Annotated in this window: 15 protein-coding genes; 13 read left to right on the forward strand and 2 right to left on the reverse strand. The window is 34.2% G+C overall.

The genetic code is table 11. The features are described 5' to 3' along the window. Window positions 1-82 precede the first annotated feature (82 nt). The gene (locus V9L05_RS11230; protein WP_338811972.1) at window positions 83-211 is read right to left on the reverse strand and encodes a hypothetical protein; all 129 of its coding nucleotides are present in this window, start codon (window positions 209-211) and stop codon (window positions 83-85) included. A 217-nt stretch (window positions 212-428) separates the two neighbouring features. On the opposite strand from V9L05_RS11230, the gene V9L05_RS11235 reads away from it, so the two are divergent. From V9L05_RS11235 to V9L05_RS11255, 5 genes are all read left to right on the forward strand, one after another. Continuing rightward, window positions 429-1,622 (forward strand): PIN domain-containing protein, encoded by a 1,194-nt coding sequence (locus V9L05_RS11235; RefSeq protein WP_338811973.1) that lies wholly within the window; start codon window positions 429-431, stop codon window positions 1,620-1,622. Between the two features lie 321 nt (window positions 1,623-1,943). Beyond that, window positions 1,944-3,149 (forward strand): sorbosone dehydrogenase family protein, encoded by a 1,206-nt coding sequence (locus tag V9L05_RS11240; protein ID WP_338811975.1) that lies wholly within the window; start codon window positions 1,944-1,946, stop codon window positions 3,147-3,149. A gap of 226 nt (window positions 3,150-3,375) precedes the next feature. Next, entirely contained in the window at window positions 3,376-6,708 is a 3,333-nt protein-coding gene (locus V9L05_RS11245; protein WP_338811976.1) for a S41 family peptidase, read from the forward strand. A gap of 343 nt (window positions 6,709-7,051) precedes the next feature. After that, on the forward strand, window positions 7,052-7,474 hold the full coding sequence (locus V9L05_RS11250; RefSeq protein WP_338793152.1) for a molecular chaperone Tir: 423 nt from the start codon (window positions 7,052-7,054) through the stop codon (window positions 7,472-7,474). A gap of 172 nt (window positions 7,475-7,646) precedes the next feature. Next, window positions 7,647-8,411: a PspA/IM30 family protein gene (locus V9L05_RS11255; RefSeq protein ID WP_338793151.1), complete on the forward strand. Its 765-nt coding sequence runs from the start codon at window positions 7,647-7,649 to the stop codon at window positions 8,409-8,411. A gap of 137 nt (window positions 8,412-8,548) precedes the next feature. On the opposite strand, the gene V9L05_RS11260 is transcribed toward V9L05_RS11255, so the two are convergent. Continuing rightward, on the reverse strand, window positions 8,549-8,704 hold the full coding sequence (locus V9L05_RS11260; RefSeq protein WP_014798305.1) for a hypothetical protein: 156 nt from the start codon (window positions 8,702-8,704) through the stop codon (window positions 8,549-8,551). A gap of 406 nt (window positions 8,705-9,110) precedes the next feature. Here V9L05_RS11260 and V9L05_RS11265 point away from each other — a divergent pair, with 406 nt between their 5' ends. The 8 genes from V9L05_RS11265 (at window position 9,111) to V9L05_RS11300 (ending at window position 21,184) form a co-directional block, all read left to right on the forward strand. Then, the gene (locus tag V9L05_RS11265; protein WP_338811837.1) at window positions 9,111-9,911 is read left to right on the forward strand and encodes an IS5 family transposase; all 801 of its coding nucleotides are present in this window, start codon (window positions 9,111-9,113) and stop codon (window positions 9,909-9,911) included. Between the two features lie 416 nt (window positions 9,912-10,327). Beyond that, a complete protein-coding gene (locus V9L05_RS11270; RefSeq protein ID WP_338793150.1) occupies window positions 10,328-11,692 on the forward strand; it encodes a c-type cytochrome in 1,365 nt (454 codons plus the stop codon). 30 nt (window positions 11,693-11,722) lie between these two features. Next, the gene (locus tag V9L05_RS11275) at window positions 11,723-15,217 is read left to right on the forward strand and encodes a TAT-variant-translocated molybdopterin oxidoreductase (RefSeq protein WP_338811978.1); all 3,495 of its coding nucleotides are present in this window, start codon (window positions 11,723-11,725) and stop codon (window positions 15,215-15,217) included. A 120-nt stretch (window positions 15,218-15,337) separates the two neighbouring features. Then, entirely contained in the window at window positions 15,338-16,741 is a 1,404-nt protein-coding gene (nrfD, locus tag V9L05_RS11280) for an NrfD/PsrC family molybdoenzyme membrane anchor subunit (RefSeq protein ID WP_338793148.1), read from the forward strand. A 56-nt stretch (window positions 16,742-16,797) separates the two neighbouring features. After that, window positions 16,798-17,427, forward strand: coding sequence for a DUF3341 domain-containing protein (locus V9L05_RS11285; RefSeq protein WP_338793147.1), 630 nt, complete (start codon window positions 16,798-16,800; stop codon window positions 17,425-17,427). A 52-nt stretch (window positions 17,428-17,479) separates the two neighbouring features. Continuing rightward, on the forward strand, window positions 17,480-18,187 hold the full coding sequence (locus V9L05_RS11290; protein WP_338811979.1) for a cytochrome c: 708 nt from the start codon (window positions 17,480-17,482) through the stop codon (window positions 18,185-18,187). A gap of 187 nt (window positions 18,188-18,374) precedes the next feature. After that, window positions 18,375-19,751: a quinol:cytochrome C oxidoreductase gene (locus tag V9L05_RS11295; protein ID WP_338811980.1), complete on the forward strand. Its 1,377-nt coding sequence runs from the start codon at window positions 18,375-18,377 to the stop codon at window positions 19,749-19,751. 371 nt (window positions 19,752-20,122) lie between these two features. Next, window positions 20,123-21,184, forward strand: coding sequence for a cytochrome c oxidase subunit II (locus tag V9L05_RS11300; protein WP_338793144.1), 1,062 nt, complete (start codon window positions 20,123-20,125; stop codon window positions 21,182-21,184). Window positions 21,185-21,191: the final 7 nt, after the last annotated feature.

Here is a 21,191-nt window from a genome sequence, read left to right on the forward strand (position 1 = left end):
AACCTCGTTGACGGCGAAGTCTCAACGACGGTTTCATTCTGCTGAACCGTCAACGAGGTAAAAAAAACAGTTATCTTTTTCTCTATTTACTCATTTCCATTATTTTTTCTAGGTTTTTTATTTTGTCTTCTAGTAATTCTATTTTTTCATTCAAAGAGGTATCTTGATGAAGATAATGAATATATTTGTTTTGAAGAAATACCGAAAGCACTTTCTGGCTTGGAAGGGAATTATAATGAGGAGTTTTTGTAGATTGATTTTAGTTTCTTAAATTACAATGGCTTAAAATAATAAAATGTGTTTCTTTTGTGACAATGGTTATAAAAGTTTTTAATAAAAAAAATAGAGTAGGATAAACTAAAAACACAAAAAATAAATAAACAAAATTCGTATATTTAGATATTTTATATTACTAAAAGTAAAAATAAATGGCAAATAAAGATATATTCTATTTAGAAAGTGTTTTTCCAGAAGCAGATAAAGTTTTTAGTTCTAATTATCCTACAATAGAAGAAATAAAAAAAAAATGCATTTTTATTCTTGATACAAACATTCTTTTTGTTCCATTCGATACAAGTGAAAAAAGTTTAGCCGTAATTGGTGAGATTTTCAAGCAGCTAAAAGTAGATAGTAGACTTTTCTTACCTGCTAGAGTGGCAAGAGAATTTGCGAAAAATAGAGGTAAGACGATAGGAGATGTATTCCTCAAGATTAGGCAAAAAAAGAATGGACTTAATTCAGGGGGATTTAAGATTGATGATTATCCTATTTTAGAACATAATGATGATTTTATCAAACTAAAAGAAAATTTTAGTGCTATAAGAAAGTTAATTTCTGAATCAAGAGAGTTGTTCTCCAATATTGAGAACTATATTTTAAGTTGGAATTGGAATGACCCTGTAAGTAATACATACAAAGAAATATTTACACCAGACATAGTCATTGAGATGAAAAAATCTCAAGAAGATTTGGAAAAAGATTTGAAATTTAGAATTGAACATAAAATTCCACCAGGATTTAAAGATTCAGGTAAAATTGATGACGGAGTTGGAGATTTAATAGTTTGGCAAACAGTTTTAGAAATTGGCAAGGACAAAAATATGAATGTAATATTAGTTTCTAATGACCAAAAAAACGATTGGTATTATATTCAAGATAAAACAGGTTTATATCCAAGATTTGAGTTGTTTGATGAATTTCGAAGATTTACAAATGGAAATTCAATTGCGATGATAAATTTTCCTCAATTATTGAAAATGTATAATGCCTCAGAAGATATAGTTGATGAAGTAGAGAACTCAATTCGTGAATTACAGGAACACAAACAAAATATATCAGAGATTCTTTGGTTAAGAAGGAATATAGAAATTGAAATGCGTAGTATAGTTCAAAGTTACCTAAGTGATGAACAAAAGGATAGATTTGAAAAGCGATTTATGAATATTAGTATTATGATAAATATAATGAAAGAAAATGACTTATTTTCACAACATTTTTTAAGAGAATTAATGTCATTCTATCAAGTAGCGAGTAGAGCAGCTCATGAAGTGGTAAATTTAGAACCTCAATATATTGAAATGGGTAAAATAATTCTAAGAACATTGAAAGAGAATAATAAATAAAACTTATTTTGTTCCCCACTCTGGTTCTCTGTTGGACTTAGTCTGTAACTAATACCTATCATTTTTCAAGTCTTAGACTTCTTTTTCCAGTATTTATAACATCAAACTTTCCTCATTCCAATCAAAAAAGGAGTGAGGAATTTCTCGTCTTAAAAAATAAAAATAATTTTGATATTCAAAGTCAATTATTACAAATCTATTATTTTCTAAACCAATCATATAATTGTAAAGTTACTGTTTCATTATTCTATAATTATTTTTCACAGCCTTTGTTGATGTTTCAGCGTAGCGACACCAACAAAAACACAAATTTTTTAAACTATGAAACAGAACAAAATTATTCTCTCAAAGGCAGTAGTTGCATATCTACTAATCCTTGTCATTTTACCATTTTTTGTTTTTACTTCTTGCAACGATAAAGGAAGACAAGCAAGAGCAAAAGACACAAATACAATCGGAAATGCACAAAAACCCGATGACACTACTACAAGCCGTTTGCCATTAGATAAAATAAAACTACCCAAAGGATTCAAGATAGAACTCTATGCAGACATTCCAAATGCTCGTTCGCTGGCTCTTTCTCCTGATGGAACTTTATTTGTAGGCAATCGAAGTGAAGATAAAGTCTATGCCATTACAGATAAAAACAAGGATGGGACAGCTGATAAAGTTTTTGTGATTGCTGAAAATATGAATACGCCAAATGGTGTAGCTTTCAAAGACGGCAATTTGTATGTTGCAGAAATAGACAAAATTTGGAAGTTTGAAAACATAGAGCAAAACTTAGAAAGTCCTCCAAAACCTATTTTGATTACCGATAAATTCCCAACAGACAAGCATCATGGTTGGAAATTTATTGCTTTTTCTCCAGAAGGAAAACTCTATGTTCCTGTGGGTGCGCCTTGTAATATTTGTGAGGGTGAAAAGCCGATTTATGCCTCTATTACAAAAATGAATCCTGACGGTTCGGATTTAGAAATTTTTGCAGAAGGAATCCGTAATTCTGTAGGTTTTGATTGGCATCCACAAACAGGTGATTTATGGTTTACAGAAAATGGAAGAGATAGAATGAATGATACCACGCCAGCCGACGAACTCAATTATGCGCCCAAAAAAGGACTTCATTTTGGTTATCCGTATTGTCATGCAGGTGATGTGAAAGACCCAAAATTTGGAGATAAAAGAAGTTGTGAGGAATTTGTGCCACCAGTTCAGAAATTAGTGGCTCATACGGCAGCTTTAGGAATGCGTTTTTATACAGAAAATCAGTTTCCACAAGAATATAAGAATCAGATTTTTATTGCCGAACATGGTTCTTGGAATCGCTCTAATAAAGTAGGTTATCGAATTACTTTAGTAAAATTAGAAGGCAATAAAGCCATTAGTTATGAGCCTTTCGCAACAGGATGGTTAGAAGGAGAAGAAAATTGGGGAAGACCTGTCGATGTAATTGTCAATCCTGAAGGTGCGCTCTTGGTTTCGGATGATTATGCAGGAGCAGTTTATAAAATTAGCTATCAGAAATAGTTATGCTTAAAATATCACAATAAATCTAGTTTTTCTTTAAAAAATGTAACCTAATTCAAGACCCAACAACGTATTGTGGTAATTATTTGTGCCTTTAGTTTTTGTATCGTAATTTGTAAACAAATAATTAATTCAAATTGTATCACAGACTGCCTAGTCTGTGGAAAAATTAAAATAAACCTTTGCCGTTGTTGGTAAGAACCAATGACATAATAATCTTTAAACTATGTCCTTTTTACAAATTCAGAATTTTATAAACAAAACCAAAAAAATAAGTGTAGCCTTGGCGATTGCTTGTACTGGTTTTGTATCTTCAAGTGCTTTGGCACAACAAGCAGAAAAACCGTTTTTGCGTTATCCAGCTATTAGTCCAGACGGTCAAACAGTTGCTTTTTCATTTCAAGGCGACATTTGGTCTGTGCCTGTTTCGGGTGGAAATGCTACTCGTCTAACTATTCATGAAGCCTACGAATTTAATCCTCATTTTAGTCCTGATGGAAAGAGAATTGCCTTTCAAGGCGATCGTTATGGAAACGATGATGTTTTTGTAATGGAAACAGTCGGTTCAATGCCAATGCGTTTGACTTACCGTTCTTCAGGAGATAATTTAGCTGGTTGGACAAACGATAACTCGCTTTTATTTACTTCTCGTCGTGATTTTGCACAAGCAGAATGGGCGCACGAAATTCAGAAAGTATCTGCTACTGGAGGAACACCAGAACGCTATTTAGATGCGTTGGGTTATACGCCTTCCATGTCGCCAGATGGGCGTTTTGTGGTGTATGTAGATGGATATAATAAGCCTGAAAGAAAAAATTATCGTGGTGCTGCCAATCGTGATATCTATTTATACGATACCAAAACTAAAAAATATACACAGCTAACGACGTTTCAAGGCAATGATATGCACCCAGATTGGTCAGATAGTCGTACTTTATTTTTTGTAAGTGAAGCTGATGAAAGTTATAATTTGTATAAAATAAATTTGACAGATGAAGGAACAATAAACGGAACTACTCAGCAGCTTACTACCTTTAAAGATGATGGTGTTCGTCATTTTGATGTGAGTAAAGATGGAAAAACAGTCGTTTTAGAGCAAGGAACAGGTGTTTTTAAATTAGATGTCGATTCTAAAAAAATTACTCCTTTAGATGTAAATGTAACTTATGATTATCGTTTTGACCCGATTGAGAGAAAAACATATAGTAATCGTTTGCAAGAGTATTCAGTTTCTCCAAATGGGAAATTAGTAACTTTTGCAGTTCGTGGCGAATTGTTTTTAATGGAAAATGATAAAGAAAATAAACGAACAGTCAGACTCACAAACAGTGCATTTCGTGATCAAGAGGGAGATTTTTTGAATGATTCTACGGTTTTATTTATTTCTGATAGAGAAGGACAGAAAGACATTTTTATGATAAACTCTGCCGATGCAAAGAAAAATGGCTTATTTGAAACTTTAAAATACAAAACTACTCGTTTGACAGAAACTCCTGCTCACGAAGATAATCTAAATATTTCTCCTGATGGAAAGAAAATTAGTTTTACTCGCTCCAATAAACTTATCATTGCTGATATTGATGGAAAGAATGGAAAAATAAGCAACGAAAAAGTTATTTTGGAAGGCTGGAATTCGGCTAGTGGATTGCAATGGTCGCCTGATAGCAAATGGTTGGCATATAGTCAAGAAGATTTGTATTTCAATGAAGAAGTATATATTGCAGCAGCAGACGGAAGCAAAAAACCTACAAATATTAGTTATCATCCTCGTATTGATAGTGAACCTTTTTGGAGCAAAGATGGAAGTAAATTAGGTTTTATTTCGCAGCGTAACAATGGAGATGCTGATGTTTGGTTTGTTTGGTTGAATAAAAAAGACTGGCAAAAAACAAAAAGTGACTGGGAAGAGAAAGTAAATTATGACGACCCAGATAATCCAATGGCAAAAAAAGAAGAGAAAAAAGATGACGACAAAAAGGATAAAGACAAAGATAAGGAGAAGAAAAAAGAAGTAGAACCTATCGAAATTGATTTTGACAGAATCCACGAACGTTTGGTTCAAGTAACTTCTATGAATGGCAACGAATCTGATTTAGTGATTTCTGATGATGGCGAAACATTTTATTTTGTTACAAATCGTGGTGGTTGGTCTGCTTCTACTGATGACCAAGATTTATATTCTGTAAAATGGAATGGCGATGAGCGTAAACCAATTACACAAGGAGGAACAACGCCTTACGGTGTTAGTATGTCGCCTGATGGAAAGGAATTATTTTATGTTGCTCGTGGTGGTTCGCTTTTCAAAGTGCCTGTTGCAAGTGGAAAAGCTGAAGGGTTGCCTTTTTCTGCTCGCATGGAAATTGATTACGAAAAAGAAAGAGAAGGAATATTTAATGAAGTTTGGAGTTTGATAAATGAGCGTTTTTATGACCCTAAATTTCATGGCGAAAACTGGCAAGAACTTGGTAAAAAATACCGTAATTGGACAGAAAAAGCATCCTCTGAACGTGATTTTGAAGCCATGATGAATTTGATGTTGGGAGAACTCAATGCAAGCCACATGGGTTACTATGCAGGAGATAGAGCCGAAACACAAAGAGAGCGTACAGGTCTTTTAGGAACTGAAATCGTCATGACAAAAGAAGGTGCAAAGGTAATGCGTGTCATTCCAAATAGTCCTGCTGATAAAGAATTTAGCAAAATAATGGTAGGCGATGTTATTACTTCGGTAGATGGACAAGAAGTCAAAATGACTGAGAATTTCTATAATCTTTTTGCTGATAAATCAGATATTCGCACTGTTTTGGGAGTCAAAAATGCAAAGGGAGAACTTAGAGAAGTTGTCATTCGTCCTGTATCTTCTTTAGGTGATGAATTGTATGAAGAATGGGTAAGAGAACGCCAAAAGTTAGTTGAAAAATATTCAAATGGAAAACTTGGTTATATTCATATTGAAGGAATGAACTGGGAGAGTTTTGAGCGTTTTGAGCGTGAACTAGCTGCAAGTGGAGAAGGAAAAGAAGGTTTGGTAATTGATGTTCGTTTTAATGGTGGTGGTTGGACGACTGACTATCTAATGGCAATCTTGACAACTAAACAACATGCTTATACTGTTCCTCGTGGTGCAACAGATGATTTAGAAAAAAATCAAAAGAGTTTTTCTGATTATTATCCGTATGGAGAGCGTCTGCCTTTTCCTGTTTGGACAAAACCATCTATTGCTCTTTGTAATGCAAATAGTTACTCAAATGCCGAAATTTTCTCACACGCTTATAAAACTTTAGGTTTGGGAACTCTTGTTGGTCAGCCTACTTTTGGAGCGGTTATTTCTACTGGTGGAGCAGCTTTAGTAGATGGTTCTTTTGTTCGTTTGCCATTTAGAGGTTGGTATGTGAAAGGCTCTGAAATGAATATGGAAAATAATGGAGCACAGCCTGATGTTTTGGTAGAAAACTCTCCGAATGCAAAAGCAAATAATGAAGATGAGCAGTTACAAAAATCGGTAGAGATTTTATTGAAGCAAATTGCTGAAAAGAAAACAGGTAGTGGAAAACCGTAAATAAATACGATATTTAGTTTTTGGTAAAAGGCTTTGTATCATTTTTTGATGCAAAGTCTTTTTTATTAAATGTGTCTAGTCATAACCTAGCATCATGTCATAAGTTGATTATAAACCTATTTCTTCAAAAAAACACAAACATAAACCGTTTTTCTTCGTATATACAGAAATACAGAATTTTATTTTTTTGTAAAAAGACAGAATTAAGTAGAGAGAAAACAGCTATAAACAATAAAAATTAGAAAAAATCTATTTTAATTCTACTTTTTTGATAAAAAAATCTTATTTTAAAGGATTATTTCAAAAGACTTAACATTCAATCAAATTTAACTTATCAACTTGTATGAAAGACCACTTTCAGATTGTAAAAGATTACTTGCTAGAACTCGGCTACGACATCACAGCAGAAGATGCTGAAGAACAACTTTTTATTATTAACGATGAAGAAGAAGGCATTCGTAATTTAGTAGTCGATTGTGAAGATCCTATTCTAATTATTGAGCAGTATATTCTTGAACTAAAACACGTCGACGAGAAAACACTTACTCGTTTGCTTCAAAAAAATAGAGAAATCGTACATGGAGCTTTTTCGCTTGACGAAACAGGAAGAAAATTGCTTTTTAGGGATACACTTCAAATCGAAAATCTAGACCTAAACGAACTTGAAGGTTCTATTAATTCACTCAAATTATTGATGGCAGAATATTCAGAGCATCTTTTAGAGTTCGCAAAAGCAGATGCAAATGCAGTAAAAGAAATGTATTAATTAATAATTGATATATAATTTTTAACTTTTTAGTCAAACAAAAAGTTGTAATTTCATCTCGCTAAATTGCTATACAATTATTTAGCATCGCATAATTACTAATTTATTTATACTTTTAAGTATAAATAAAAAGAATTCAAAAAATAAACAGAACCTTAAAGCAACTATAAATATGTCTATATTCAAACGTCTTTTTAGCATGGGCAAAGCAGAAGCTCATAGCGCAATAGATAAATTAGAAGATCCAATCAAGATGACCGAACAAGGGATTCGTGATTTAAAAGGAAACCTTAACGAAAGTCTTCAAGGATTAGCAGAGCTAAAAGCATTAGCTATCCGTGCAAAACGTGATCACCAACAGTTTCTTTCTCAGTCTAAAAATTATGAGCAGAAAGCAGTTTTGTTACTTCAAAAAGCACAAACTGGTGAATTAGACCCTTCTGAGGCTGACCGTTTGGCTTCTGAAATGCTCCGTAAGAAAGAAGAAGCACAACAGCAAGCTGACCGTACAGGAAAAGAAATGGCATCTCATGAGCAGCATGTTTCGAAAATGAATCAAAATATTCAGACGCTCAAGTCAAAAGTAGGTACTTATGAGAATGAGCTTCGTACGTTGAAAGCACGTTCTAAAGTAAGTTCTGCAACAAAGAAAATTAATAAACAGATGTCGCAAATCGACTCTAGTGGTACAGTTTCTATGCTTGAACGTATGAAAGAAAAAGTAGCACAAGAAGAGGCATTGGCAGAGTCGTATGGTGAAATTGCATCACTTAATACTTCCATTGATGATGATGTAGAAAAGGCATTGGGTGCAGGCTCTTCAACTTCTTCGTCGGCTTCTCTTTTAGAATTGAAAGCTAAATTAGGATTGGCTCAAAATGCTTCTCCTAGTACAGATGCAGATGCTTCAACTCCTCCTCCAACTCCAGAAAGTTAGAATAGAATATTATCTTCTAAAATCTTTAAAAAACCTATTTATACAGAAATAAATAGGTTTTTTGTTCGACACAAAAAAACCTTCATTCTAAAGTTAGAGTGAAGGTTTTTTATATGTTTTGGTCTTTATAGATAGACCTACGCTTTTTTGTTTTTCTCAAATTCTGCTTTGATTGCCTCAACATCTACATTAAGCATTGGAGGAACAAAGTTATTGTTTTTGAGCATCTTGTCACGTGCAACAGATGCACGACGACGACGCTTCAATTTGCGTTCTAATCTAGTAACTGACATAATTTTATGGTTTAGCGTTTTCGAAAACTAAGACGCAAAGATAAGAAAAAAAACTAGCAAAAAAAGCAACACTAGAATATTTTTACTATTATTCTCTAAATAAAACTCTTAACTATTTCTGATACTCAATTTTACTCCTAAACTAACTAGAACTAACAAGTAAACTAATTTTGTTTTTAAAGATAAAAGAAATACTTTTGAGTAGTAATTTACTGCTCTTGTGAAATAGACAGAATAAAGTAAACAATAAGTTTATTTGAAATTGTTTAATTTTTTTTAAACTATTTTTATCTCTAATAGTAAGGCTTTAAGAGCCTGTTCGAGTTTAGATACATAAAAAAGAACATCAGATTTTTTTATTAGTTAAGTTATTGATTTTCAGTTACTAATTAAAATATCAATGACTATGTTTACTAATGAATATTTATCTGATGCTCTTTGGCAATATATGAAAAAATTTATACCTTTTTCGTACTTGGAAAGAAAACGCAAACACAGTTTGTATAATATCTTTTCAGGACTATTTTACATCACTCGTTCTGGCAGTAGTTGGCGTTTACTTCCCAGTAGTTATGGTATTCCTTGGAGTAGTTTGTATGACTACTTTAGCAAATGGCAGAAGATGGGTTGGTACAAAAAACTTTTGGACAAGTTGGTCACAAGAGAACGGTTGGCTCAAGGTAGAAATGCTAAACCCTCTTTGGGTTCTATAGACTCTCAAAGTGTACAAAGTGTATATGGAGGGGAAGCTATAGGTGTAGATGGTTACAAGCTCAAAAAAGGACGTAAACGGCATATACTGGTAGATACGCAAGGAAATTTACTAGAATTAGAGATTAGTCCAGCCAATGAAGCTGACGTGAATCAACTTGCTTATCTAGCTTATTTAGCTCAATTTAGAGGAAGAAAATTCTTTAAAATTCTTGCTGATGCAGGCTATAGAAGTGCTAGTTTGGCTGCTGAAATATTTAGTCAAACAGGAGTACAAATTGAGATTGTCAATAGTCCAAGAAGAGAAAAAAAAGAGGATAAAGCATTTGTACCTCAACCCAAAAGGTGGGTAGTAGAAAGAACTTTTGCTTGGCTTAATCAAAACAGAAGACTAAAAGTAGATTATGAGAAAACTGTAGATTCTGCTAAAGCATTTGTGTATTTAGCTATGATTTTAAACCTCATAAATAAAGGGGCTAGAAGAAAGAAAAAATAAAAACTCGAACAGGCTCTAAAATTAGAAGAAGAAAGATTAGAAAATGAACGTCTTACTAGATAAGTGTATCAATCTTTAACCTTTTATTTATCACTATAAATTTCTGTTTTTTAGAAAAACAAGTGAAAAAAGAACTTAAAATTATTTAGAATCATTTTAAATTAGATTTTGAGAAAACTTAAAAAATCACAACAATCTGTAAATCAGTAAGTTAATGTTTTTTGTTAAAAAACAAAATTCGATAGAATTTGAAATAAACATTGATAAAAACCAATACGCATACTAATTTTGTAAACGAAAACAGCACAGTCTCATAATAGCTAAATATACTAGCCAATTTTTTCAAAGAAAGAAGGCGATTCATATCATTTATCTTCATATTATTTTGTGCTTGCCACCTATATTATTTAAAAAATATGTTATTCAAACAACTACTAATACAAAAGTCATATTCTGATAAGGCACGTTCATTCAAACGAAGCTTTAAAAGAAATGTTACAGGAAGTGCTTTTGCTTTTGTCTTGATGCTTTTGGTCTTCTCTACTGTAATGACACTTTCTACACAGTGTTATGCTCAAGATGGTGCAGATTCAACAGCACAAACAACTGACACGGCTGCCACAGATGGTGCAGATGCTACTGCTGGAGCAAGTCCTGAAGTAATTGCACAAGGAAAAGAACTTTTTGATGGAAACTGTGCTCAATGTCATGCTGTCCACAAAAAAGTGGTAGGTCCTGCATTGAATGGTGCAGAAGGTCGCTGGCCAAGTCGTGCAGCTATCATCAACTTTATTAAATATCCTGAAAAGACAATTACAGGAGGAAATGAATATGCAGCCAAACTCTATAAAGAGTATGGACAAATGATGCCAAACCATGATTTCTTCTCTGATGATCAAGTTGCTTCTATCTTAGACTATATCAAAACTGTTCCAGTACCTGTTGCTGTTGTTGATAATGGAGGAGGACAAACAGGAACTACACAAGAAGGAGGAGCAGCAAATTCAGGTCTTTTATTAGGAATTGTAATCGCTCTTATTGCTATCTTATTGGTAGTTGCTTTAGTATTAGTTGTTCTTACTTCAGTTCTTTCTAACTATTTGAAGCGTGAAAAACTAGAAGAAGATGAAAATACAGTAGTTACTCAATCTATATTTGATTTCAAAGCCTTCTTTACAAGCCCAGGTTTTATTGGTGTCGTATTATTCGTGCTAGTAGCTGTTGGAGCAAAAGAACTTTTTGCAGGACTTTGGACAATCGGTGTTCAACAAGGATATGCTCCTACTCAACCAATTAACTTCTCTCACAAACTTCACGCAGGATATTATGAAATTGATTGTAAATTCTGTCACTCAGGAGTAGAAAAAGGCAAGTCAGCTGTTATTCCTTCTGCAAATGTTTGTATGAACTGTCATGGCGAACTTCGTCGTGGTTCTCCAGAGATTCAAAAAATTTATAATGCTATTGAAAAAAATGAACCTATTCAGTGGGTTCGTGTACATAACTTACCAGACCTTTCTTACTTCAATCACTCTCAACACGTAAAAGTGGGTGGTATTGAATGTGAAACGTGTCATGGAAATATTAAAGAAATGGAAGTAGTGCAACAAGTGTCGCTACTTACTATGGGTTGGTGTGTCAACTGCCACCGTGAATGGGATGTAAATGCAAAAGGAAATGATTATTATGATAATCTTATCAAGTTGCATAATTCTACTTCTAAAGAACCACTCAAAGTTGAAGATATTGGTGGGCTTGAATGTTCTAAATGTCACTATTAATTTATCGCTCAACTACTTAAACCTACTATAATGAAATTAAGTGAACGCATATATTGGAAGGGCATCGAACAATTAAAGAACGAGCCTGAATTTATCCAAAACGCTGAAAAAGAATTTCCACAGGATCTTAAAATAAAAGATGCCTATGGTGACAATACACAAGAAGAAGACGATGACATTACTAAAAGTTCTCGTCGTGATTTCTTAAAAGTGATGGGATTCAGTGTAGCAGCAGTTTCTTTGACTGCTTGTGAAGCTCCTGTCAGAAATGCTATTCCGTATCTTACTGCACCTGAGGAAGTAGTTCCTACTATTCCAAACTATTATGCTTCTACATTTGTAGATGGTGGCGAGGCAAGTCCAGTAGTTATCAAAACTCGTGAAGGTCGTCCTATTTTTGCAGATGGAAACGCATTTTCTCCTCTTTCAAAAGGAAAAGTAAATGCTCGTATTAGTGCATCTGTTTTAGGATTGTATGACAACGAGAAAGTAAAACATCCTTTAAAAAATAACGAAAAAACAGATTGGAAAACAGTTGATGCTGAAATTTCTTCAAAAATTGGTTCTAATCTTCGTTTAGTTAGTCAGACTGTTGTAAGTCCGACAACTCAAAAACTTATAAATGAATTTTGTGCTAAAACGGGAGCAAAACATGTGTCGTATGACCCTGTTTCTGTTTCGGGTATGATGGAGGCTAACTTCCGTAGTTTTGGAAGAAAAGTAGTTCCTTCTTATAATTTTGATAAAGCAGAACTTATTGTTTCTATCAATGCTGACTTCTTAGGCTTTTGGCTTTCACAAGTAGAGCATTCAGTTCAATATGCTAAGACTCGTAAAATTTCAGATAAGAAAAAAACGATGTCTCGTCATTATCAAATTGAATCTGTTTATTCAAATACAGGAGCTTCAGCAGATTATCGTTTGCCAATTGCTCCATCACAAGAAGGTGCAATTGTAGCAGCTTTGTATAAAGCACTTGGTGGAAATGCTGGTGGTTCTTTCAAATTTGAAAATGCTGTTTTAGAGAAAAATTATCAACAACTTCTCAAAGATCTTAAAGCTGCAAACGGAAAAGCTCTTGTAGTTTCTGGATCAAATGACCCAGATGTTCAGCAACTTGTCAATGCAATCAATCAAAAATTAGGAAGCTACGGCAAAACGATTGATATGCAAAATCCTTCTTATCAGCGCAAAGGTGATGATAAGCAAATGACAGATTTTATAAAAGATTTACAAGGAGGTGCAAGTGTAATTTTCTACAATTGTAACCCTGTTTATGACCACCCAAGAGGAGGCGATATTGCAGCAGCTCTTCCTAAAGCTAAGTTGTCAGTTTCTACTTCAGACAGAGTTGATGCAACAGCAAATTTCTGTACATATCTTACTCCAGACCGTCACTATTTAGAATCTTGGAATGATGCAGAGCCAAAAGCTGGTCATTTAAGTCTTATTCAACCTACTATCAATCCAATTTTTGATACTCGTCAGTTTCAAGATAGCTTGATGACTTGGGCAGGAATGGAAGGTGACTATTACACCTATTTACGTAAAACATGGAAAAACAAAGGTCTTTCTATGAAAGGAATGAACTTTGAGAATTTCTGGAAAAAAGTACTTCATGATGGAGTTTATACTCGCAAAATGAAGTCTTCTACTTCTGCATCTGAAACAGAAGCTACTCCTTTAGTATCAGAAACTACTGTTACAACTGATAGCCTTTCAAATGGAGTTACAATTGTAAATACAGAGTTTTCTCAAAATGATTTTGTAGTAGATCAAGAGACAGTTACAGCACAAGAAATTGTAGGTGTTCCTGTGACAGAAATGTCAAAAGAATTAGTTTATGCAGATGCTGATTGGTCTAGCATAGATGCAAATATCAAAAAGAATTATACTACTACTGTTCCTGCACAAGGAAGTGAAGTAGAGTTAGTCATTTATCCTTCTCCTGTAATGGGAACAGGGTCAATGGCAAATAACCCTTGGATTCAAGAAACACCAGACCCAATCACAAAATTGACTTGGGGACATGCTGTTCTTGTTTCTATGCAAAAAGCTGCTGAACTTGGATTTGAAACTGTTGAAGTAAAAACTTCTCAGGCAAAAATCAAAGTTGATGGCTTAGAATATACTCTTCCTGTGATTATTCAGCCAGGTATGCCAGCTAATACGATTGCAATTTCGTTAGGTTATGGACATAAAGCTGATGATGACAAAAACAAAAATAATAACTTAGGAAAAGTTTCTGTTGAGGCAAGAGGAGAAAATGCTTACAAAATGCTTTCTATGCGTGATGGATTTATCCAATATACACGTACAAAAGGCGTAACTATTGAAGCAGCAGGCGATACTGAAAAGATTGCTCGTACTCAAACTCACCAAACTTATTTAGGTCGTGAAACGATTATTCAAGAAGCTATCTTGAAAGATTATCAAGATGTTGATAATTTGATAGCTAAAAAATACGATCCTAAAGTTACTATGGATGGTAAGAAAGTAGAACCTACTGATATTTCAATTTGGGATATTGATAGTGATGGCTACGGTTCTGATAAAGACGAAATTGCTAAATTTGATAAAAAAGAAACTGCAAAACCGGGGACAGAAGATAACTGGTTAGTTCGTCAGCGTGAGCGTGATGAGTATGCAGCAGATACTTTTGAATATAATCTCCATCACTGGGGAATGGTTATCGACTTGAACACTTGTACAGGATGTTCGGCTTGTTTGGTAGCTTGTAGTATGGAAAACAATGTTCCTATTGTTGGAAAGACTGAGGTAGAAAATCGTCGTGAAATGCACTGGATGCGTATCGACCGTTATTATACTTCATCAACTAAATTAGCACCAGGTGAAAGTCCAGGAGCTTCTGATTATCCTAAATTGAAAGCAGTTTCTGAAAATCCAGAGGTTGTATTCCAACCAATGATGTGTCAGCATTGTAATAATGCACCTTGTGAAACAGTTTGTCCAGTTGCTGCAACTACTCACAGTTCAGAAGGTCTTAATCAAATGACATATAACCGTTGTGTAGGTACAAAATATTGTGCTAATAACTGTCCTTACAAAGTTCGTCGTTTCAACTGGTTCAAATACCACAATAACTCAGAGTTTGATTATAACATGAACAATGCTCTTGGTAAAATGGTCTTGAATCCTGATGTTACAGTTCGTTCTCGTGGTGTAATGGAAAAATGTTCACTTTGTGTACAAAGAATTCAAGAAGGTAAATTGGCTGCAAAACGTGAAAGCCGTAAGGTACGTGATGGCGAAGTAGTTACTGCTTGTGCTAGTGCGTGTCCTACAAATGCAATCACTTTTGGAGATTTGAATGACAGAAACAGTGAAATTGTGAAGGTATTAGAACCTGAGTTAGACAAACGTGCTTATAATGTTCTTCACGAGATTAATACTCGTCCGAATGTTTGGTATTTGACTAAGGTTCGTAACCAAGAAGAAGCATTTGTTCCTTCTGGTGTAACTCCTCAATCAGCTGAAGATATGGTAGAGGCTGCACAGTCTTAAATCCATTACTGATAAATAAAAAATAATTAAGATTTGTAATTAATATTTAATTACAAATCTTAATTTCAAAAATATATAAAGAAAATAATTAGATAATCATCACAACATTATTACATCATCATGCAAATAATATCAGATGTACGAGAACCCTTAGTAACTGGTGGTAAGACCTATCACGACATTACAAAGGATATTGCAGGAAGAGTAGAAGATAGTCCAGCTCCATTGTGGTGGGGTGCTTTTGCTTTTGCTTTATTTCTGCTTGTAGCAGGAGGCTATTTCTTAGGAGATATGCTTTGGAACGGAATTGGTCGTTGGGGTTTGAACAAAACTGTACAATGGGCTTGGGATATTACCAACTTTGTTTGGTGGGTAGGTATTGGTCACGCAGGTACACTTATTTCTGCCGTACTTTTGCTTTTCCGTCAAAAATGGCGTACTGCCATTAACCGTGCAGCAGAAGCAATGACAATTTTTGCCGTTATTTGTGCAGCTATTTGGCCAGTCATTCACATGGGTCGTCCTTGGTTAGGAGCTTATTGGGTATTACCAATTCCAAATACATTTGGATCTCTTTGGGTAAACTTTAACTCTCCACTTCTTTGGGACGTTTTTGCCATCTCAACGTATTTCTCAGTATCATTAGTTTTCTGGTTTATGGGACTTGTGCCTGATTTTGCGACTATTCGTGACCGTGCTGTTACTCGTTTTGGTCGTATTTTTTATGGTGCGCTTAGTCTTGGCTGGGTAGGTGGTGCAAAGGCTTGGGTTCATTATGAAGCTATGTCATTGATTTTGGCTGGTCTTTCTACGCCTTTGGTACTTTCGGTTCACACGATTGTAAGTATGGACTTTGCAACTTCGGTAATTCCAGGGTGGCACACAACAATTTTCCCTCCTTACTTTGTTGCAGGAGCGATTTTCTCAGGTTTTGCGATGGTACTTACTCTTATGATTATTACTCGTAAAGTCTATAAATTAGAACATTATATTACTTTAGAGCATATCGAACTAATGAACATTATCATTATGGTAACAGGTTCAATTGTAGGTATTGCTTATATAACAGAGTTATTTATGGCTTGGTATTCAGGTGTTCCTTACGAGCAATACTGTTTTATCAACCGTTCAACAGGAGATTACTGGTGGGCATATTGGTCAATGATGACATGTAACGTAATTTCTCCTCAAGTATTTTGGTTCAAGAAACTTCGTACAAGTATCGTCTTTACGTTTATTCTTTCTATCATTGTAAATATCGGAATGTGGTTTGAGCGTTTTGTAATTATTGTTACTTCGCTTCACAATGATTACCTTCCTTCTTCTTGGACATATTTTAGTCCGACACTTTGGGATGTAATGTGTTATGTATTTTCATTTGGATTGTTCTTTACTCTCTTCTTCTTATTTGCTAAGTTTTTCCCTGTGATAAACATGGCAGAAGTAAAAGCAGTATTGAAATCATCTAATCACCACGTTTACAAAAACAGAGATACCATTAAAGATCCTTTTGATGTTGTTTAATTTCTTAATCACAATTAATTAAACAAATTAGAGAATCAGATATAAACATTAAAATTATGGCACATATATCAAATACAATGGAAGTAGATAAACACTATATACTAGGCGTATATAGTGATGAAGATGACCTTAAACACGGTGTTGATCATATTCGTGAAAAAGGAATCTCTATCTACGAAGTATTTAACCCTTATCCAGTTCACGGATTGGAGAAAAACTTAGGATATGGACATTCTTGGCTTCCAAAGGCAGCCTTTATGTTTGGAGCATTAGGAACTACTTGTGCAATTACGATGCAAACAGGTATGATGGGCGCACTTTGGCCTATGATTATTGGTGGAAAGCCTTTTATCTCTATTCCTGACTTTGTTCCTGTATCTTTTGAGATGACTGTTCTTTTTTCTGCCTTCGGAATGGTAGGTTCATTCTTGGTTTCACAAGATTTGAAACCTCATAAAGTTCCTCGTATTTTTGACCGTCGTAGTACAGATGATAAACATATTGTAGCTATTGATTTGGCAAAAAACAGCCTTTCAGAAGCAGACATCAAAGCTGTTTTGCAAGAAGCAGGTGCAGAAGAAGTAAATCGTAAAGACTTTACAGAAGAAGAAAATAACCCTTCTTTCTTCAAATACTTGGGTGATTTATTTAAGCATGGGGTGCGTTCTACGAGCCGTCCTAAATAATTTTATTACCTATCTGATTATACAGATTAATTTAGTATAAAAAATAAAAGCAATGAAGCTATTTAATACATTTACATTTTCTACTTTATACGCTGTCTTGGGAGTTGCAATGATGACTCTTTTAGCAAGTTGTGGAGCAGAAGAAAATTATCCAGGAGTTGAATATGCACCTCAAATGTATCATTCTGTTCCTTACGAGCCACTTAGTCAAGTAGTGGAAAACGAAAATCATTGGTACTCTGTATTTGATGATTATTTCAATACTTCTCCAGCATCTATTTATGGATACTATACAAAAGAAGAATTGGCAGAAAATCCTGATTTAAGAAAAAAAGTTACTAACATGCTTATGCCTCCTGTGGGTACAGTAAAACGTCAGAAATACCAAACTGAAGAGTTACAAGGAACGTCTATGTTTTATGAAATACACAGAGATAGTGTAGAACTTGCTTCGAAAACTTGGACAAGCCCTCTACCAAAAGATGACGAGCAAGTACTAGCAGATGGAAAACATCTTTTCTTGACATATTGTGCAGCCTGTCATGGTGCAGAAGGCAAAGGCGACGGTAAAGTAGGAGCTGTTTATAACGGTGTTCCAAACTATACAGCAGGTCGTTATAAGACTTTGAATGAAGGTTGGATTTTCCATGTAATTACCTATGGAAAGGGTCGTATGTGGCCTGTAAAAGTTCAGCTTAATCCAGAAGAGCGTTGGAAAGTAGTGCGTTATGTACAACAATTACAACAAGGAAAACCGTAGAAACAATTACGAATTACGAATTATCAATTACGAACTGAAAATCTGTGTAGTGTAATTACAAATATAAAGATTAGGAGTTCATTTGATTTTTGTTTTATAAGTAAGGAAATCTACTCAATTAATAGAAAATTACTTAACTGTCTTTAGAAATTATTTCGCAGACTATACATAAACTTTATCAATCGCAATGGCTGCACACAAAGATCATCATTTTGACAGAGAGGCTCTAAACGAACAGTTTGTCTTCTCAGCAAAAGCAAAACGAACTATATTTATCATCATAGGGATAGGCGTACTATTTTCCCTAGTTGGGCTATTTTTTATGGCTACTGATTCTGGGCATCACGAAGAAGCTCATGCTGCCATAGAAATGACTGGAAATGAACTTTCTTCGCTAGAAAATCCTGAAGCTGTTCATGCTGATGGAGAACATGCAGCAGAAGGAGGACATCATGCATATCATTGGACAAAAAGAGTAAAAGTAAATCTTTGGATTAATGTTATCTTCTTTGTAGGTCTTTCTGTAATTGGAGTTTTTTGGGTAGCTATCCAATATATTGCTATGGCAGGATGGTCGGCAGGTTTCAAACGTGTTCCTGAGGCATTTGCATCTTTCTTACCTGTTGGTCTAATTTTATTCCTTATCGCTTTTGGATGGGGGTATCATGAAATTTTTCACTGGACAGATGGCTCATTGTATGCCCTCAATACACCTGAATATGATTCTATCATTGTAGGAAAACAAGGATTTTTGAATATTCCTTTTTTCATTGGAGGTTCAATTGTAATTATTGGAGGTTGGTATTTATTCCACTTCTTTACTCGTAAGAACTCACTAGCAGAAGATAGAGCTACAAGTCCTACACAAATCAGAAAACATTACCGTAATATGGTAAAATTATCTGCTGCATTTGTAGTATTCTTTGGAGTTACTTCTTCAGTTGCTGCTTGGTGGTGGACACTTTCTATTGATACACACTGGTTTAGTACTATGTTTGGCTGGTATCACTTTGCAAGTTGGTGGGTAGCTGGTATTGCTGCAATCACACTTACTGTCGTGATGCTAAGAGAAGCTGGTTATTTGAAATTTATCAATGAAAACCATTTACACGATTTAGGCAAATTTGTATTTGCATTTAGTATTTTTTGGACATACATTTGGTTTAGTCAGTTTTTGCTTATTTATTATGCAAATATCCCTGAAGAGACAGCTTATTATGTAGAACGTCTTTCTAGTCCAATTTATAGAAAATATATTCTTGTTATTTTACTTGTAAACTTCATTATTCCATTCTTTGGATTGATGACACGTAATGCAAAACGTAAAATGACTATTTTAAAAGTAATCTGTATTGCTGTAATTATCGGACACTGGTTTGATTTTTACCAAATGATTACTCCAGGAACGCTTCGTGAGCATGGTTCATTTGGTTTCTTAGAAATTGGGATGCCATTTGTATTTGTAGGTATCTTTGCTTATTTAGTAGGAATGTCTTTAGCTAAAGCTCCTCTAGTTGCAAAAAATCACCCACTCTTGGAAGAGGCTTACAATCACGAGACTTAGGATTTGCTTAGATAGTAAACACAGAATAAGATTCATTATAAATTGTGAATCAAAGTAAGAATTAAACTGAAATAAGGTTTTTAAATTGCTTTAAAAACCTTATTTTTGTATCATATAAAGAGAAAACAGAGTGTTATTATAAAACTTTCAAAAATAATTGAAACTTTTGAAAACCTTTTTCTAATACAAACTGCTTACTTCTCAAAGACTTACATAAATTTATATACATTTAAGTTTGAAAAATGAAGTTGAGATTTATATCCGTTACGGTATAATTAATAAAATTTAACAAAACATTTTTTATAACAGTATATAATTACTATATAGATAAGAATTTTAATTTTAATAAAACTTTTAACTGACCTATACAAATGAACGGATTACTTATTGCTGCCGTCGGCGTTCTGTTCCTCGTCTTAATGGCTCTCATCTATCGTGTATTCATGCTGGTGCGTGTAGCGAAGGATGTCAAAGAACCAAATGCTAGAGATAGCAGAGTGGGAATGTCAAATAAAGTAAATGCAATTTTATTTATTGTATTCTTTTTCGTGCTTTTCGCTTCTATTTTCGCTTATGGATTTTCTGAAAAAGTAAAATATATTTTACCTGAATCGTCGTCTATACATGGAATACAAATTGACTTTTTATTTTGGCTAACTACAGCTGTTGTCTTCTTTGTTTTCATAGTAACACATATTTTATTATTCTTTTTCCCTTATGTGTATCGTTATCAAGAACACAAAAGAGCAACATTTATTCCTCACAATAACCAATTAGAGATTGCTTGGACTATTGTTCCTGCTATTGTCTTGACTGCTCTTGTTGTTACAGGTTGGACTGTTTGGTCTGATATTACTGACCCTGCTCCAGAAGATGCTTTAGCTATTGAAGTAATGGGAAAACAGTTTAACTGGCAAGTACGTTATGGAGGAAAAGATGGAAAAATTGGTAAATTCAATTATATGAAGACTGATGGAACAAACTCTATGGGAATGGATTTTGAAGCTGATGAGTCTAACTATGATGATTTTATGTACAACGAATTGCGTCTTCCTAAAAATAGACCTGTTCTTTTGAAAATCCGTTCTCGTGATGTATTGCACAGTGTATTTTTACCTCACTTTAGAGTAAAAATGGATGCAGTACCTGGTATGCCAACACAGTTTTGGTTTACACCAACGAAAACAGCAGAAGATGTAAAAGTAGAATTAAAAGAAAAAGGTGATCCAAACTGGGATGCTTTTGAATATACATTAGCTTGTACTGAAATCTGTGGAGGAAGCCACTTTGCTATGTTTATGAAAGTTTCTGTTTTAGAAGCTGATGAATTCCAAAAATGGTATGATTCTGAAGAAGCTTGGGCTGCTAAAAATGTAGATTATTTAAAAGAACAAGGAATCAAAAATATTCCTTCTAATCTTGCTTCTAAATAATTCTATT

Origin of the sequence: Bernardetia sp. Wsw4-3y2, from assembly GCF_037126295.1 — a bacterium.
In the GTDB taxonomy this organism is placed as follows: domain Bacteria; phylum Bacteroidota; class Bacteroidia; order Cytophagales; family Bernardetiaceae; genus Bernardetia.

Excerpts from the sequence above, each read along its gene's own strand:
- V9L05_RS11255 (WP_338793151.1), top strand. The coding sequence starts at position 7,647 with ATGTCTATATTCAAACGTCTTTTTAGCATGGGCAAAGCAGAAGCTCAT.
- V9L05_RS11260 (WP_014798305.1), bottom strand. The coding sequence starts at position 8,704 with ATGTCAGTTACTAGATTAGAACGCAAATTGAAGCGTCGTCGTCGTGCA.
- V9L05_RS11240 (WP_338811975.1), top strand. The coding sequence starts at position 1,944 with ATGAAACAGAACAAAATTATTCTCTCAAAGGCAGTAGTTGCATATCTA.
- nrfD (WP_338793148.1), top strand. The coding sequence starts at position 15,338 with ATGCAAATAATATCAGATGTACGAGAACCCTTAGTAACTGGTGGTAAG.
- V9L05_RS11285 (WP_338793147.1), top strand. The coding sequence starts at position 16,798 with ATGGCACATATATCAAATACAATGGAAGTAGATAAACACTATATACTA.
- V9L05_RS11290 (WP_338811979.1), top strand. The coding sequence starts at position 17,480 with ATGAAGCTATTTAATACATTTACATTTTCTACTTTATACGCTGTCTTG.
- V9L05_RS11300 (WP_338793144.1), top strand. The coding sequence starts at position 20,123 with ATGAACGGATTACTTATTGCTGCCGTCGGCGTTCTGTTCCTCGTCTTA.
- V9L05_RS11235 (WP_338811973.1), top strand. The coding sequence starts at position 429 with ATGGCAAATAAAGATATATTCTATTTAGAAAGTGTTTTTCCAGAAGCA.
- V9L05_RS11250 (WP_338793152.1), top strand. The coding sequence starts at position 7,052 with ATGAAAGACCACTTTCAGATTGTAAAAGATTACTTGCTAGAACTCGGC.
- V9L05_RS11270 (WP_338793150.1), top strand. The coding sequence starts at position 10,328 with ATGTTATTCAAACAACTACTAATACAAAAGTCATATTCTGATAAGGCA.
- V9L05_RS11265 (WP_338811837.1), top strand. The coding sequence starts at position 9,111 with ATGTTTACTAATGAATATTTATCTGATGCTCTTTGGCAATATATGAAA.
- V9L05_RS11275 (WP_338811978.1), top strand. The coding sequence starts at position 11,723 with ATGAAATTAAGTGAACGCATATATTGGAAGGGCATCGAACAATTAAAG.
- V9L05_RS11295 (WP_338811980.1), top strand. The coding sequence starts at position 18,375 with ATGGCTGCACACAAAGATCATCATTTTGACAGAGAGGCTCTAAACGAA.
- V9L05_RS11245 (WP_338811976.1), top strand. The coding sequence starts at position 3,376 with ATGTCCTTTTTACAAATTCAGAATTTTATAAACAAAACCAAAAAAATA.